At 69.2% G+C, this 14408-nt stretch carries 13 protein-coding genes, 1 tRNA gene and 1 pseudogene; 7 read left to right on the forward strand and 8 right to left on the reverse strand.

What is annotated here, in order from left to right; translation table 11 throughout:
- Window positions 1–8: 8 nt before the first annotated feature.
- Window positions 9–371: a helix-turn-helix domain-containing protein gene (locus ACFPOE_RS16740; protein WP_376851362.1), complete on the reverse strand. Its 363-nt coding sequence runs from the start codon at window positions 369–371 to the stop codon at window positions 9–11.
- The gene (locus ACFPOE_RS16745; RefSeq protein ID WP_376851364.1) at window positions 368–673 is read right to left on the reverse strand and encodes a type II toxin-antitoxin system HigB family toxin; all 306 of its coding nucleotides are present in this window, start codon (window positions 671–673) and stop codon (window positions 368–370) included. Before ACFPOE_RS16745 ends, ACFPOE_RS16740 begins: the two co-directional genes overlap by 4 nt.
- Window positions 674–757: 84 nt before the next feature.
- Here ACFPOE_RS16745 and imuA point away from each other — a divergent pair, with 84 nt between their 5' ends.
- The 4 genes from imuA (at window position 758) to ACFPOE_RS16765 (ending at window position 6793) form a co-directional block, all read left to right on the forward strand.
- Window positions 758–1504, forward strand: coding sequence for a translesion DNA synthesis-associated protein ImuA (gene imuA / locus ACFPOE_RS16750; protein ID WP_376851365.1), 747 nt, complete (start codon window positions 758–760; stop codon window positions 1502–1504).
- Complete coding sequence (locus ACFPOE_RS16755) at window positions 1473–2801, forward strand: DNA polymerase Y subunit UmuC family protein (protein ID WP_376851367.1); 1329 nt, start codon at window positions 1473–1475, stop codon at window positions 2799–2801. Before imuA ends, ACFPOE_RS16755 begins: the two co-directional genes overlap by 32 nt.
- The gene (locus tag ACFPOE_RS16760; protein WP_376851369.1) at window positions 2794–6105 is read left to right on the forward strand and encodes an error-prone DNA polymerase; all 3312 of its coding nucleotides are present in this window, start codon (window positions 2794–2796) and stop codon (window positions 6103–6105) included. Before ACFPOE_RS16755 ends, ACFPOE_RS16760 begins: the two co-directional genes overlap by 8 nt.
- 76 nt (window positions 6106–6181) lie before the next feature.
- On the forward strand, window positions 6182–6793 hold the full coding sequence (locus ACFPOE_RS16765) for a YbhB/YbcL family Raf kinase inhibitor-like protein (protein ID WP_376851370.1): 612 nt from the start codon (window positions 6182–6184) through the stop codon (window positions 6791–6793).
- A 16-nt stretch (window positions 6794–6809) separates the two neighbouring features.
- Here the strand turns inward: ACFPOE_RS16765 and ltnD are convergent, their stop codons facing one another.
- Window positions 6810–7772 carry an L-threonate dehydrogenase gene (gene ltnD / locus ACFPOE_RS16770; protein ID WP_376851918.1) on the reverse strand — a complete coding sequence of 321 codons (963 nt, stop codon included), beginning with the start codon at window positions 7770–7772 and terminating at the stop codon, window positions 6810–6812.
- 80 nt (window positions 7773–7852) lie between these two features.
- Here ltnD and ACFPOE_RS16775 point away from each other — a divergent pair, with 80 nt between their 5' ends.
- On the forward strand, window positions 7853–8824 hold the full coding sequence (locus tag ACFPOE_RS16775; RefSeq protein WP_376851372.1) for a hypothetical protein: 972 nt from the start codon (window positions 7853–7855) through the stop codon (window positions 8822–8824).
- A gap of 138 nt (window positions 8825–8962) precedes the next feature.
- Here the strand turns inward: ACFPOE_RS16775 and ACFPOE_RS16780 are convergent, their stop codons facing one another.
- The 5 genes from ACFPOE_RS16780 to ACFPOE_RS16800 form a co-directional block, all read right to left on the reverse strand.
- A complete protein-coding gene (locus tag ACFPOE_RS16780; protein ID WP_376851374.1) occupies window positions 8963–10219 on the reverse strand; it encodes a methyl-accepting chemotaxis protein in 1257 nt (418 codons plus the stop codon).
- A gap of 510 nt (window positions 10220–10729) precedes the next feature.
- Window positions 10730–10803 (reverse strand) — tRNA-Gly (locus ACFPOE_RS16785).
- A 274-nt stretch (window positions 10804–11077) separates the two neighbouring features.
- On the reverse strand, window positions 11078–12829 hold the full coding sequence (locus ACFPOE_RS16790; protein WP_376851375.1) for a methyl-accepting chemotaxis protein: 1752 nt from the start codon (window positions 12827–12829) through the stop codon (window positions 11078–11080).
- Window positions 12830–12946: 117 nt separating this feature from the next.
- Window positions 12947–13387, reverse strand: a complete 441-nt coding sequence (locus ACFPOE_RS16795) for a KUP/HAK/KT family potassium transporter (protein WP_376851377.1) — start codon at window positions 13385–13387, stop codon at window positions 12947–12949.
- Window positions 13387–13647, reverse strand: coding sequence for a KUP/HAK/KT family potassium transporter (locus ACFPOE_RS16800; protein ID WP_376851379.1), 261 nt, complete (start codon window positions 13645–13647; stop codon window positions 13387–13389). The genes ACFPOE_RS16795 and ACFPOE_RS16800 overlap by 1 nt, the downstream gene beginning before the upstream one ends.
- A 3-nt stretch (window positions 13648–13650) precedes the next feature.
- Here ACFPOE_RS16800 and ACFPOE_RS16805 point away from each other — a divergent pair.
- Both ACFPOE_RS16805 and ACFPOE_RS16810 read left to right on the forward strand, forming a co-directional pair.
- Window positions 13651–13848 (forward strand): annotated as a pseudogene (locus tag ACFPOE_RS16805) (hypothetical protein); the annotation flags it as partial.
- A 59-nt stretch (window positions 13849–13907) separates the two neighbouring features.
- Window positions 13908–14339, forward strand: coding sequence for a DsrE family protein (locus tag ACFPOE_RS16810; protein WP_376851381.1), 432 nt, complete (start codon window positions 13908–13910; stop codon window positions 14337–14339).
- Window positions 14340–14408: the final 69 nt, after the last annotated feature.

Raw genomic sequence — 14408 nt, forward strand, 5'->3', positions numbered from 1 at the left:
AGGAAAGGTTAGGCGGGGCCGACCAGCACATCCGCCGGGATACCCAGCCCCTGGCGCAGGCGGCGGATCATCGCCAGGGTGAGGGGACGTTTGCGGTTGAGCACTTCGTAGACGCGGTTGGACTTGCCGATCATCGGCTCCAGGTCCTTGACCGACAGGCCGGATTGTTCCATGCGGAATTTGATGGCATCGATGGGGTCGGGAAGGTCGATCGGGAAATGGCGGGCTTCGTAGGCCTCGACCAGGGCCGCCAGGATTTCGAAGCGGTCGCCGTCTTCACTGCCTGGCTCGGGCTCCTGGTCGACATAGGCCGAGACCTGCTGGAGGGCGGCGCGGTAATCGGCTTCGCTGCGGATGGGACGGATGTTCATGGCGCCATCTCCACGGTCGCGGCGTCGATCGCGTCGTACTCCGCATGGGTGCCGATGAACTTGACGTAGACCGTTTCGTACCGATAGGCGACGGCGACCACCAGCCGGTAGTCGTTGCCCTTCAGGTTGAAGACCACCCGGTTGCCTTTGAGGAAGCTGGCACTGGCATACCGGTGCCTGATGTCCTGGGGCGACTTCCAGGACGCCGAACGGGCTTCCTGCGTCCAGGCCTTCAGGGCCGGCCCCGCATCGGGGCGTCGGCCGTAGAAGTCGCGGATGTGCTTGATGGAAACCACGTGCATGATTTTAGTCCCATTTTGGGACTGGGATGGTCCCGGCGTGCCTGATACTGTATAAACAAACAGTTGTTCCGCCGAATTCCTGCCGTGTCTTCCCCCCTTCTTCGTGTCATCCCCGACGAGCTGCCCCATGTCTGGCAGGGGCGGGAGATGGCCTGCGCGGAGGAGGGAACGGTTGCCAGCGGCCATGCGGCCCTGGACGCCGAACTGCCCGGCGGCGGCTGGCCGCTGGGGCTGGTGGAGGTGCTGCAGGAGCGGCCCGAACAGCACGTCTGGCAGCTGGCGGCGCCGGCGCTGGCGCGCTTGCTGCAATCGCAGGCCGGGCCGGTGGTGCTGGTGGCCGCGCCGTTCCAGCCCTTCGTGCCCGGCCTGCAAGCCCAGGGGATTGCCGGCGAGCGCCTGCTCTGGATCCGCGCCGCCAAACCGGCCGAGCGCCTGTGGGCGACCGAGCAGGCGCTGCGCTGCGCCGAGGTGGCGGCCGTGCTGGCCTGGCTGCCGCAGGCCAGGAGCGCGGAGTTGCGCCGTCTGCAGATGGCGGCGCAGCAGCACAAGCACCTGCTGTTCGTGTTCCGCACGCTGCGCAGCGCGCAGGAGGCGTCGCCGGCCCGCGTCCGGCTGCAGGTCGCCGGCACCGAGCAGCTGGAGGTGGGCATCCTCAAGCGGCGCGGCCCGCCGCTGGAGCAGCCGCTGCTGCTGCCCGCGCATCCGGTCCGGCTGGCGGCCCTGCTGCAGGCCCGCAAGCGCCGTCCTTCTTCCATTCCCAGGCCGGTGGCCGTGCCGGACAGCCCGAACAGGAGACTGCATGTTCTGGATCGCGTTGCTGCCATCGGATGAAGGCCAGCGCACGGCCTGGAGCTGGTGGGGCCTGCGCTTCACGCCCCGGGTCGCGCAGGTGGACGAGGCGCTGCTGCTGGAGCTGTCCGGATCGCTGCGGCTGTGGGGCGGCCGGCGGGCGCTGCTGCAGCAATTGCTGCAGGGCCAGCCGGAGCTGGCAGGAGCGGACTGGGCCCAGGGCCCGACCTCGCTGATCGCGCTCGGGCTGCTGCGCCAGAAGATGGCGGGCCGTCCGATGCCGCCGCAAGCGCGCCGGCTGCCGCTGGACACGCTGACGGCGGCCCGCGAGCACATCGAGCCCTTGGCCCGCGCCGGCTGCCGCACCTGGGGCGAGCTGGAAGCCTTGCCGCGAGGCGGCGTGTCGCGCCGCTTCGGCGCGCCGCTGCTGGCGGCGCTCGATGGCGCCATGGGCCGGCAGCCGGAGCGCTATCCCTGGCTCACCCTGCCCGAGCTGTTCGACCAGAAACTGGAGCTGCCGGCGCTGGCCACCAGCGCGCCCGAGCTGATGTGGAGCGCCGCCCGGTTGCTGGCGCAATTGCAGGTCTGGCTGCAGGCCCGCCAGCTCGGCGTGCTGGCCTTCGAGCTCGAATGGACGCTGGACCTCAAGCGCCTGGACGGCGCCCGGCTGCCCTCGCACGAACGGCTGGTGATCCGCACCGCGCAGCCGGCGCAGGACATGGCGCACCTGCGCAAGCTGGCCAGCGAGCACCTGGACCGCGCCAGCATCGCCGCGCCGGCCAACCACCTGCGCCTGCGCTCGCTGGAGACCACCGCCTGGGGCGGCGCCAGCCGCAGCCTGCTGGCGGAAGACCAGGCCAGGGGCGACAAGCTGCACCAGCTGGTGGAACGCCTGAGCGCGCGGCTGGGGCCCGAGCAGGTGCTGGTGCCCCAAGCCAATGCCGATCACCGGCCCGAGCACCGGCAGCACTGGGTGCCGGCGCAGCAGCAGCTGCCGGTCGACGTGTCGCCGGCGCCGCGCAGGAAGGGCAAGGCCAGGGCGGCCCCGCCATCCGATGCCATCCATCCGCCCTGGCTGCTGCCGCAACCGCTGCGCCTGGCGGTGCAGCGGGACACGCCGCAGTACCACGGGCCGCTGCGCCTGCTGACGCGGCCGCAGCGCATCGAGGCCGGCTGGTGGGACGAAGAGGGCAAGGGCCTGGCGCTGCGCGATTACTTCATCGCCCGCAGCCCGGCGGTGGGCCTGGTGTGGATCTACCGCGAGCGGCCCGCGTCCCTGGCCGACAGCGAGGCGCAGCCGGCGCAGGCGCGCTGGTACCTGCAGGGCCTGTATGCCTGAAGCGCCGGAGAAGGAACTGCAGTCCGGCCCGCCGCTGGCAACCCAGCTGCCGCCGGTGCAATCGGAATGGGCCGCGCAACTGCTGCCCGGGTATGCGGAGCTGCATTGCATCAGCAACTTCAGCTTCCAGAGGGGTGCTTCCCATCCGGAGGAACTGGTGCAGCGGGCCTACAAGATCGGCTACGAGGCGCTGGCCATCACCGACGAATGCTCGGTGGCCGGCGTGGTGCGGGCCCACGTGGGGCTCAAGGACTACCTGCAGGAGCTGGAAAAACGCGAGCAGGAAAAGCCCGAGGAAGGGCCGCTGCGCCATCCCTTCAAGCTGCTGCTGGGCAGCGAGTTCGCTTTCCCCGAGGGCAAGCTGGTGGCGATCGCGCGCGACCTGGCCGGCTGGGGCGGCCTGTGCCAGTTCATCAGCGCGGCGCGGATGGGCGACAGCGTCAAGGGGCAGTACCAGGTCGGCTGGGCGCACAGCGAGCTCACGCTGCTGCAAGGCTGCGAGATCGTCTGGCTGCCGCAACGCAGCGAAGGCGCGTCGCTGCAAATCGATGCGGCCTGCGTCCTGGTGGAGCGGATGCAGGCGATCTTTTCGCGGCACCTGTGGATCGGCGTGGAACTGCTGCACGAGCTGGACGACGAGCTGTGGCTGGCCGCCCTGCAGGAGCTGTCGCAGCGCAGCGGCGTGCCGCTGGTGGCGGCCGGCGACGTCCACATGCACGTGCGCTCGCGCAAGCGCCTGCAGGACGTGATCACTGCGGTGCAGCAGGGCAGCACGGTGGCCGAATGCGGCTTCGCCCTGCAGGGCAACGCGGAGCGCCACCTGCGCGCGCGGCTGCGTCTTGGGCAGATCTATCCGCCCGCGCTGCTGGCCGCCACGCTGGAAGTGGCGCGGCGCTGCAATTTCAGCCTGGAGGAGATCCGCTACAACTACCCGCTGGAGACGGTGCCGCCGGGCCGCAGCCCGATGGGCGCATTGGCGCGGCTGACGCTGCGGGGCGGCTACCGCCGCTATGGCGGCAGGATCCCGGACCAGCACCGCCAGCAGATCCGCCACGAGCTGCGCCTGATCGCGCTCAAGAAGTACGAGATGTACTTCCTGACGGTGGAAGACATCGTGCGCTTCGCCCGCGGCCGGGGCATCCTGTGCCAGGGCCGCGGCTCGGCGGCCAACTCCACGGTCTGCTACTGCCTGCACATCACCGAGGTGCCGCCGGAGATGACCAGCCTGCTGTTCGAGCGCTTCATCAGCATCGAGCGCAACGAGCCGCCCGACATCGACGTCGACTTCGAGCACCAGCGGCGCGAGGAGGTGATCCAGTACATCTACGGCAAGTACGGCCGCGAGCGCGCGGCGATCGCCGCCGTGGTGGTGCGGTACCGCTCCAGGATGGCGATCCGCGACGTCGGCAAGGCGCTCGGCGTCAATGAAAAGCTGGTGGACGCCTTCGCCAAGGACCACTTCTGGTTCGACCGCGAGATCCTCACCCGGCGGCTGCTGGAGGTGGCCGCCGCCATCGGCGTGCAGGAACAGCCCTGGAAGATCGACTGCTGGATGGAGCTGGCCTACGAGCTGCGCGGCTTTCCGCGCCACCTGAGCCAGCACGTCGGCGGCTTCGTGCTGACGCAGACCAGGCTGACCAGGCTGGTGCCGGTGGAGAACGCGGCGATGGCGGACCGCTCCATCATCCAGTGGGAGAAGGACGACCTGGAGGCCGTCGGCCTGATGAAGGTGGACGTGCTGGCGCTGGGCATGTTGTCGGCCTTGCGCCGCACGCTGGAACTGCGCAACCAGTGGCGCGGCAGCGCCTGGTCGCTGGCGGAAGTGCCCAAGGAAGACGCGGCCACCTACGACATGATCTGCGCCGCCGACACGGTGGGCGTGTTCCAGATCGAGAGCCGGGCCCAGATGTCGATGCTGCCGCGGCTGAAGCCGCGCAAGTTCTACGACCTGGTGGTGGAGGTGGCGATCGTGCGGCCCGGCCCGATCCAGGGCGGCATGGTGCATCCGTACCTGAAGGCGCGGCAGCGCCAGCGCGAAGGCTTGCCGATCCATTACGTCAAGGACGAACTGGAGCCGGCCCTGGGCCGCACGCTGGGCGTGCCGATCTTCCAGGAGCAGGTGATGCAGCTGGCGATGGTGGCGGCGCGCTTCACCGCCGGCCAGGCCGATGCGCTGCGCCGCTCGATGGCGGCGTGGTCGCGCAAGGGCGGCGTGCACCGCTTCCGCGATCCGCTGGTCAAGGGCATGACCGACAACGGCTATCCGCTGGAATTCGCCGAGGGCATCTTCAAGCAGATCGAGGGTTTCGGCGAATACGGCTTCCCGGAAAGCCATGCCGCCAGCTTCGCGCTGCTGGCCTACAGCAGCAGCTGGATGAAGTGCCACGAGCCGGGCTGCTTCCTGGCGGCGATGCTCAACTCGCAGCCGATGGGCTTCTACACGCCCTCGCAGCTGATCCAGGACGCGCGCCGCCACGGCATCGAGGTGCGGCCGGTGGACGTGGCGCTCAGCGCCGTGGACTGCACGCTGGAGGCGCCGGACGGCGGCGGCGCGCCCGGCCAGGACAACGGCCTGCAGCCCTGCGTGCGGCTGGGCCTGCGCCTGGTCGGCACGCTGAGCGACAAGGGAGCCGAGCGCATCGTGCAGGCCCGGCAGCAGGCGGCGTTCGGCACGGTGGAAGACCTGGCGCTGCGCGCCGAACTGGACCTCAAGGACATGAATGCGCTGGCCGCCGCCGACGCCCTGTCCAGCCTGGCCGGCCACCGGCGCCAGCAGGCCTGGGCCGCATCCGCCCAGCGGCGGGCACCGGCGCTGTTGAAGGACGCGCCGATCGAGGAGGAGCGGCTGCACCTGGAACACGCCGGCGAGGGCGAGGACATCGTGTTCGACTACGCCGCCACCGGCCTCACGCTGCGCCGCCATCCGCTGGCGGTGCTGCGGCCGCGGCTGGAGCGGATGCGCCTGCTCACCGCCAGCCAGCTGCGGCCGCTGGCCCATGGCGATCCGGCGCGCGCCTGCGGCATCGTCACCGTGCGCCAGCGGCCGCCGACGGCCAAGGGCACGGTGTTCGTCACGCTGGAGGACGAGACCGGCACCGTCAACGTCATCGTCTGGAACCACGTGGTGGAGGCGCAGCGCGACGCCCTGCTCAAGTCGCGCCTGCTGGCGGTGGAGGGCGTCTGGCAGCGCGACGTGGAAAGCGGCGGCCAGGTCCGCCACCTGCTGGCCCGCAAGCTCAAGGACCTGACGCCGCTGCTGGGACGGCTGGCGCAACAGGGAACGGGCAGCCGCGACTTCCACTGACCCTTCGGCAACTCAGGGTGAACGCAATGGGCAGCGTCCGACAGCCAACGCCGCGCTTTGCCGTTATATCTTGTCCATGCTCGAAAAACTGCCCGACATCATCGGCCACGCGCTGCGCGACATGCGCGCCGGCATGGACCAGATCGTCTTCAACAACTCCGGCCTGCGCGCCGGCATGGGCTCGCTGCAGGTCGCCAGCCTGGCCTTCGCCGACCACGCGCCGATCCCGGCGCGCTACACCGCCGACGGCGAGGGCGTGTCGCCGCCGCTGCAATGGAGCGGCGTGCCGGCCAATGCGGCCTCGCTGGTGCTGATCGTGGAGGATGCGGATGCGCCCACGCCCCATCCGCTGGTGCATGCGATCGCGGTGGACCTGCCGCCGCAGGACGCCGCGCTGCCGGAAGGCGCGATCGACGGCGACAAGGACGACCAGGTCCACGAGGGCCGCAACTCGTACCTGATGGCCGGCTGGCTGCCGCCCGACCCGCCGCCCGGCCACGGCCGGCACCGCTATGCCTTCCAGCTGTTCGCGCTGGGTGCCGGCGCGCCCTTCGAAGGCACGCCCGGGCGCGACGAGGTGGTGGCGGCGGTGCGCGAGCGCGGCCTGGCCAGCGGCCTGCTGGTCGGCACCTACGAGCGGCCCGACGGCTCGATCAAGGCGCCGGAGGCCGCGCCGCTGGCCGCCTGAGCGGCCGGGCCCCTGCTCAGTCGGCCAGCGGGAATTGGTGCCCCGGCAGCTCGATGCCCGGGAAGATCTTGATCACCGCGCTGTCGTCCTCGCGGCCGTAGCCGGCGGTGGAGGCCTGCATGAACATCTGATGCGCGGTGGAGGCCAGCGGCAGCGGAAACTTGCTGGCGCGCGCGGTGTCCAGCACCAGGCCGAGGTCCTTGACGAAGATGTCCACCGCCGACAACGGCGTGTAGTCGGCGGCCAGCACGTGCGCCATCCGGTTCTCGAACATCCAGCTGTTGCCGGCGCTGTGGGTGATCACCTCGTACAGCGCATCGGCCGCCACGCCTTCGCGCAGGCCCAGCGCCATTGCCTCGGCCGCCGCGGCGATGTGCACGCCGGCCAGCAGCTGGTTGATGATCTTGACCTTGCTGCCGGCGCCGGCCCGGTCGCCCAGCCGGTACACCTTGCCGGCCATCGCGTCCAGCACCGGGTCGGCCTTCGCATAGGCCTCGGGTCTGGCGGAACTCATCACCGTCATCTGGCCGCTGGCGGCCTTGGCGGCGCCGCCGGAGATCGGCGCGTCCACATAGTGGATGCCCATGGCGTTCAGGCGCTGCTCCAGCGCGATCGACCAGTTCGGGTCCACCGTCGAACACATCACGAACACGCTGCCCGGGCGCATGGCGACGGCCGCGCCCTGGTCGCCGAACAGCACGCTCTCGGTCTGCTGGGCGTTGACGACGACGCTCACCACCACCTCGCAGGCCGCGCCGACCTGCGCCGGCGTCGCGCAGGCCACGCCGCCGTCGCGCGCGAAGGACGCGGCTGCGTCCGGCCGCGCGTCGCACACGTGCATCTCGTATCCCCGGGCGCGCAGGGTGGCGGCGATGCCCGCTCCCATGGCTCCGAGCCCGATGAGTCCCGCTGTCTGGTTCATGCCTTGGTCCGTGTGGTTGAAAGGCCGATGGTGGGCGAGCGTTTGTGCTGCGTCAATCCCGGCGCGAACAACGCTTGCGAGCCGGCGCGGCCCCGGTGCCTAATGGAGGCGGCGGACGAGTGCCGCGGGAATTGCACATGGACTGGTTCGAACGGATCACCGGCTTTGAAGAGCGCGGCTACGCGCAGACCCAGGCCGCGCTGCGTGTGGTGGACGGCAAGCTGCGCTCCGACCTCAGCCCGCGCGCCTGCTGGGTCGGCGAACTGGAGACGCCCAGCCTGGCCGAACTGCGCCAGCGGGTGGCGCACATCGAACGGCGCAGCGGCGCGCAGATCAAGCTGTCCAGCCTGCAGGGCGACGTGCGCCGGCTGCATGGCCAGCCGCTGAACAACCAGGCGCTGTTCCAGGTGGCGTCGCAGTTCAACCTGCTGGAGATGGCCACGCCCGAGCTGACGCCGGAAGACGGCGTCACGCGCTACCAGGACGACCGCACGCAGGGTCCGGCCTGCGCCATCGCCGCCGGCGCCGCCACCATCTACCGCAACTACTTCGTCCCGGTGGCCGGCGGCATCGGCCAGGACGCGCAGCGCCAGATCGACTGCCTGGCCGACATGGGCCAGGCCCTGGGCAACGAGGGCGGCCGGCTCTGGGAGATGCGCAACGGCTATCCGCTGTGCACCGAGCAGGGGTTGGCGCAGATCGACGCCCGCATGGCGGCCATGACGGCAGCGCAGCTCGATGCGTTGCGCGGCCTGCTGCGGATCGGCCTGCACTGGGACGTGGAGGTGACCGAGGCGCCGGCGCCCGGCCAGCGGGTGTCGCAGGCCTTCTGTTCGGCGCTGCCGGTGGCGTACACGGCGGTGCCGCCATCGAAGTGGGAGCGCTTCGCGACCCTGGTGCTGGAGGCGGCCTACGAGGCAACGATGCTGGCCGGCGTGCTCAACCGCGAACGGACCGGCTGCCCCACGGTGTTCCTCACCAGCCTGGGCGGCGGCGCCTACGGCAACCCGGTGGAATGGATCGATGCGGCCAGGAACCGGGCCTGCGAGGCGGTGGCCGGCTACGAGCTGGACGTGCGGCTGGTCAGTTTCGGCCAGGCGAAGAAGTGAGTGGAGCGGGTCAAGGGAACCCGCTCCGTGCCTGCTGCCATTCCCGGCGCGTGCTGATGGGATGCCTTTTGTGCCATGGTCTTGTATGGGCCAGGGGCGGCGCGGCGCCGGCGCGGGCATTGCGGCACCGCGCTGGCTTCACTCGCCTGGCAGCTGGCGAGGGACATCCCGGCTGAGGGGCAGGGCTGCGGGCTGGACCCTGTTCCACGCCCTGCGGGGCGCGATCTCGTGGTCGCGCCCGCCGCCGTCGCCGCGCCGGCCCGGTGCGGCCGCCTCGCCCAGCTTGAACCTCGACACCATCCGCAGCAGCGCCGCGGCCTGCTCACGCATCGATTCGGTGGCGGCCGTGGCCTCCTCCACCAGCGTGGCGTTCTGCTGCACCATCTGGTCCATCTGTGCGACGGCGGTGTTGATCTGCCGGATGCCGGAGCTCTGCTCGTTGCTGGCGGCCGCGATCTCTCCGATGAGGTCGGTGACCTGGGTGACCGAACTGACGATCTCCTGCATGGTCTGGCCGGCGGCGGTGACCAGCCGCGTGCCCACGTCCACCTTGTCGGCGGAGTCGACGATCAGGGTCTTGATCTCCTTTGCCGCGGTCGCGCTGCGCTGGGCCAGGCTGCGGACTTCGGCCGCCACCACCGCGAAGCCGCGGCCCTGGTCGCCGGCGCGCGCCGCCTCCACCGCCGCGTTCAGCGCCAGGATGTTGGTCTGGAAGGCAATGCCGTCGATGACGCCGATGATGTCGGCGATCCGGCGCGAGGAATCGGAGATGCCGGTCATGGTGGCCACGACCTGGCCGACCACCGCGCCGCCCTTGCGCGCCACTTCCGACGCGCCCTCGGCCAGCTGACTGGCCTGGCGGGCGCTTTGCGCGTTGTGCGCGACCGTCGCGGTCAGCTGCTCCATCGAGCTGGCGGTCTGCGCCAGGGTGCTGGCCTGTTCCTCGGTGCGCTGCGACAGGTCGAGGTTGCCGTGCGCGATCTGGTCGCTGGTGTCGGCCACCGTCCGCGCGCTGCCGGCGACCTCGCCGACCAGCGAGCGCAAGTCGTGCACCATTGCTTCCAGCGCTTCCAGCAGCCGCTGGGTTTCTCCATGGGCGACCACGCCGGCCGCGCCCGTGAGGTCGCCCAGCGCGACCCGCCCCACCAGCGTGGCCGCGGCGCGGATCGGCCGCAGCATCGCCTGGCGCACCAGCAGGCGCACGAAGATCGCGAGTCCCGTCACCACTGCGATCAGCAGAATGAAAACCGCGGTGACCAACTGGCGGTCGACCGCGGCGGCTGCCGTTGCGTCGCCCAGCGCGTGAAGGCTGTAGGCGGCGATTGCCGACATGCCGACGAACACGAGGCCCACGAGCACGTTCAACTTGGTGATGACGGAGATGGAGGCGAACATCGATGGGTGCTGCTGGATGGTCCCCGCGACCGGATGCGGCCGCAACGGGACGTCGCACGCGATTATTTCGTTGAACGGTGTCGAAAAGTAGTCCGGCCACCCTCCAAGTCGCCCCGCAGCGTGCAACATTGCGCCCGCGGCGTCGTTTTGTTGCCATACGCAAGCACAACGCGGTGCGCAGGGTGCCAAGCCGTCCGCGTCGTGTCGACGACCGGCCGGTCCTGACCTCTGGCCTGGCCATCTTCAGGCTCCAGAAGCCTGCTTACCATTTAAGCACCCCGGGCAAAAAATAGTCGACCGAGAAACGCAGCCGCTGTGGATTGCAGACGACCCTGCCGCCCCGGCTTGGGCCGCAACCGCGCGGCAGGGAAAGCGGGACAGCGCCGACCACCTTCGTCGGGAGTGGGGCCAAGTTCGGGTGCCTGAGTATGCGGGCGCACGCCCCTGGGCTGGGAGGGGGATGGGGAAGGACCGCGATGCCCTCCACACGACTTTGTGTGAGTGCGGACATGGAGCGGGTGAAGGGAATCGAACCCTCGTATGAAGCTTGGGAAGCTGCCGTTCTACCATTGAACTACACCCGCGTCGCCGGCGATTATCGCACTGCTGAACGTATTGGAAAGGGCCGACCTGTGTTTCCGACGGTGGGCCAATTACTGTGGTGTGAAGCCGGCTAAAGAGACACATATCTGGCAGGCTTGGGAAAGCGGTCGCCGCCAGATCTCCGAGCAGGTCGCAGTTCACTTGCAGTCGCAAGGCGTCAAGCTTCATCGCGCACGATTTAGAATCGCCTCCCCCGAAATTCAGGATTGGACGGAGGCGCTTGCGCGGCTGCGTCCACTTCCTCGAACTCGCTATCTAGAATTCCTTCCAAGCGCCGTTGGGCACTCCAAGGTTATGAACCGCACCGTTGAGCTGAGGAGTTCCTGCAACGGTCGTCCAAGCAGGCCCTGGAATCGCAGCGGACGTTCCCGTTGGCTTTTCACGGCCCCGGATCTGCATCGGCGCAGACATCGATCCAGAAGCGGTCCGCGGCGCCGAGTTCTGCATAATTGCCGCGCTCCCCCTGAGCTTGAATTTCGACACCATCTGCAGAAGCGAGCTGGCCTGATCCTTCATCGATTCGGTGGCAGCCGTTGCCTCTTCCACCAGCGATGCGTTCTGCTGAACGACCTGGTCCATCTGCGTGATGGCCGTGTTGATCTGCCCGATGCCCCCGCTCTGCTCCTGGCTGGCGACAGCGATCTCGGCGATCAGGCCGCTCACCTTGGTCACCGAGGAGACAATCTCGTCCATGGTCTTGCCGGCCGCATCGACCAGCTTGGTGCCGGCGTCCACCTTGTTCACCGAGTCGCCAATCAGGGTCTTGATTTCTTTGGCGGCGGAGGCGCTGCGCTGCGCGAGGTTGCGCACTTCGGCCGCCACCACCGCAAAGCCGCGCCCCTGCTCGCCCGCCCGGGCCGCTTCCACTGCGGCGTTGAGTGCGAGGATGTTGGTCTGGAAGGCGATGCCGTCGATGACGCTGATGATGTCGGCGATCTTCCTGGACGAATCCGAGATGCCGGTCATGGTGGCGACCACCTGTCCCACGACATCGCCGCCCTTGCGCGCGACCTCGGAGGCGCCCACGGCCAACTCACTGGCCTGGCGGGCGTTGTGCGCGTTCTGGGTGACGGTGGAGGTCAGCTCCTCCATCGAGCTGGCAGTTTCTTCCAGCGTGCTGGCCTGTTCCTCGGTGCGCTGCGACAGGTCGAGATTGCCCTGCGCGATCTGGCTGCCGGTGTCGGCGACGGTGTGGGCGCCGTCGGCGACTTCCCCGACCAGCATGCGCAGGTTCTCCTGCATGGTGCGCAGCCCGGCCAGCAGCTCGCCGACTTCGTCCCCGGACTTCACCTCGATCTCGTGCGTCAGGTCGCCCGTGGCCACCCATTGCACTGACGCCAGCGCGTCATTCAGGGGCCGCGTGATGGAGTGGGACAGCAGCCACATCAGCGCAGCCAACAGGGCCACAGTCACTGCCGCCACGGCCAGCAGCACTGCCAGCGAGCGGTTCAGTTCGGCGACCGCCCCGGTCTCGGCGGCCCGGACCAGCCTCTGCTGGATCTCGATCAGCTTGCTCAGGGCGGCAACGGTCTTCCCGCCGGCCGGCGTCAGCGTGTCAGCGCGGAACGCGGTCGCCTCGTCCATTTTTCCGCTGGCGTAGAGGTCGAACCACTGCAGCCGGGCGTCGGTGTACTGCTTGAAGGCGGCAGCCAGCTCGGCGACGGTTGCCGATTCTTCCCGGGTCGGTTCCGCGCCTGGCCTGGAGTCGTAGGCGGCGAGGGCCTGTTCGAACTGCCTGCGGGTCTCGCTCCCCCTGGCGATGGTCTGCTTCTGGACCTTGATGTCGGTCACCGCGATGAACTGCGCGACGTCCCAGCGCAGGGACCAGACGGCGCTCTGCGCCTGCGACAACGCAGTGGTCCTGGCGTTGCGCTCGGCGGTCGAGTGGCTGAGGGCAACGGCTTGCCTGATGGTGCCGACGGACACGGCGCAGACCAGCGCCAGCGCCAGCAGCACAACGGCGAAACTGGCGGCGAGCCGGGGCCCGATCTTCATCTTCGCGAACATGCGTGCATTCCTTCTCGAGGCCCGTGGCCGGGCATCGCTTGGCTGGTCCAGAGCCAAAAGGGCTCCGGTCAAAAAGTGTGTCCAAATGCTGCCAGATGTTTCCAAACGTGTCTTCACTCAATCGCACGACGAGCCGCAGAGCGGTCCGCAATCGTGACAAACCGCACGGGCGCTAAAGCGGCGCGTCCACCACCAGCGCCGGATCGATCGCGCCGAACGCGACCAGCATGTGCCAGCCCTGGGCGCGCATGAACCCGATCGCTGCAGCGGAGTGAGGGCCGCCAGGATCGCCGGCTGCCTGGCGATCTCCACCGCGCCGGTGCCGGCCAGCACGGCGAACCAGACCGCGATCACCGGACCGAACATCTTGCCGACCAGCCCGGTGCCGAAGCGCTGCACGGCGAACAGGCCGGCCAGGATGGCGAGCGACACCGGCAGCACATAGGGCTTGAGCGCCGGCGTCACGATTTCGAGGTCTTCGACGGCGCTCAGCACCGAAATCGCCGGGGTGATGATGTTGTCGCCGTAGAACGGCGAGGCGCCCAGCACGCCGACCATCAGCAAGGCGAGCCGCCATGCCGGCGTGCTGCCGGCCGCTTGGACGCGAGCGCGGTCAGGGCCATGATCCCGCCTTCGCCGCGGTTATCGGCCCGCAGGATCGGCAGCACGGACTTGAGCGTGACCACAAGCATCAGGCCCCAGAAGATCACCGACACCGCGCCGATCAGGTGGCGCGCGTCCAGCGGCACGCCCAGCTGCGGGTTGAACACCTCCTTGATGGTGTAGAGCGGACTGGTTCCGATGTCCCCACAGACCACGCCAAGGGCGCGCAGGTGGTGGTCGGCGGCAACAGGCTCCAGGGCCAGTTCTTCGAGCCGACCATGCTCTCGAATGCGACCAGCGACGTGCTCTGCGGGTCGGTGGCGTCAAGCAGTCCGGCCTTGGCCGCGAAGGATCGCCACCGCATGAACGGATACCTGGAACTGAAGTATTTGTGCCTGGGCGACATCCAGCAATGACCGGCCGGACCCAGCGGCCGTGGTGAAATACGGGGCACCATAGACAGGAGACCGACCCCATGAACCGACGCCTCATCATCCAGTCCGCCGCAGCCTCCGCATTGGCGGGCTTTGTCGCCGTTGCCGCAGCCCAGCCTGCGGGCGCCAAGCGTCACAAGATCGTGCTGCAGGTCAGCGACGCCGACCCGGGCAAGTGGAACCTGGCGCTCAACAACGCGAAGAACGTGCAGGACGACGTGGGCGCAGCCAACGTCGACGTGGAGATCGTGGCTTTCGGCCCCGGCATCGGCATGCTCAAGGCCGACTCCACCGTCGCCAACCGCGTCGCCGACGCAACCCATGCCGGCGTGAAGGTGGTGGCCTGCGAGAACACCATGCGCGGCCAGAAGCTGACCAAGGCGGACATGAACACCGCCGTCGGCTACGTCCCGGCCGGCATCAGCGAACTGATGAAGAAGCAGGCCGAAGGCTGGTCCTACGTGCGGCCCTGAGGAGCGCCGGCCGCCGTTGGCGGCACCTATCGTCGGCAGCGACGCGAGTGTAGTTCAATGGTAGAACCG

The sequence above is a fragment of the Caenimonas terrae genome, from assembly GCF_042655405.1.
Taxonomy (GTDB): Bacteria; Pseudomonadota; Gammaproteobacteria; order Burkholderiales; family Burkholderiaceae_C; genus Ramlibacter; species Ramlibacter terrae_A.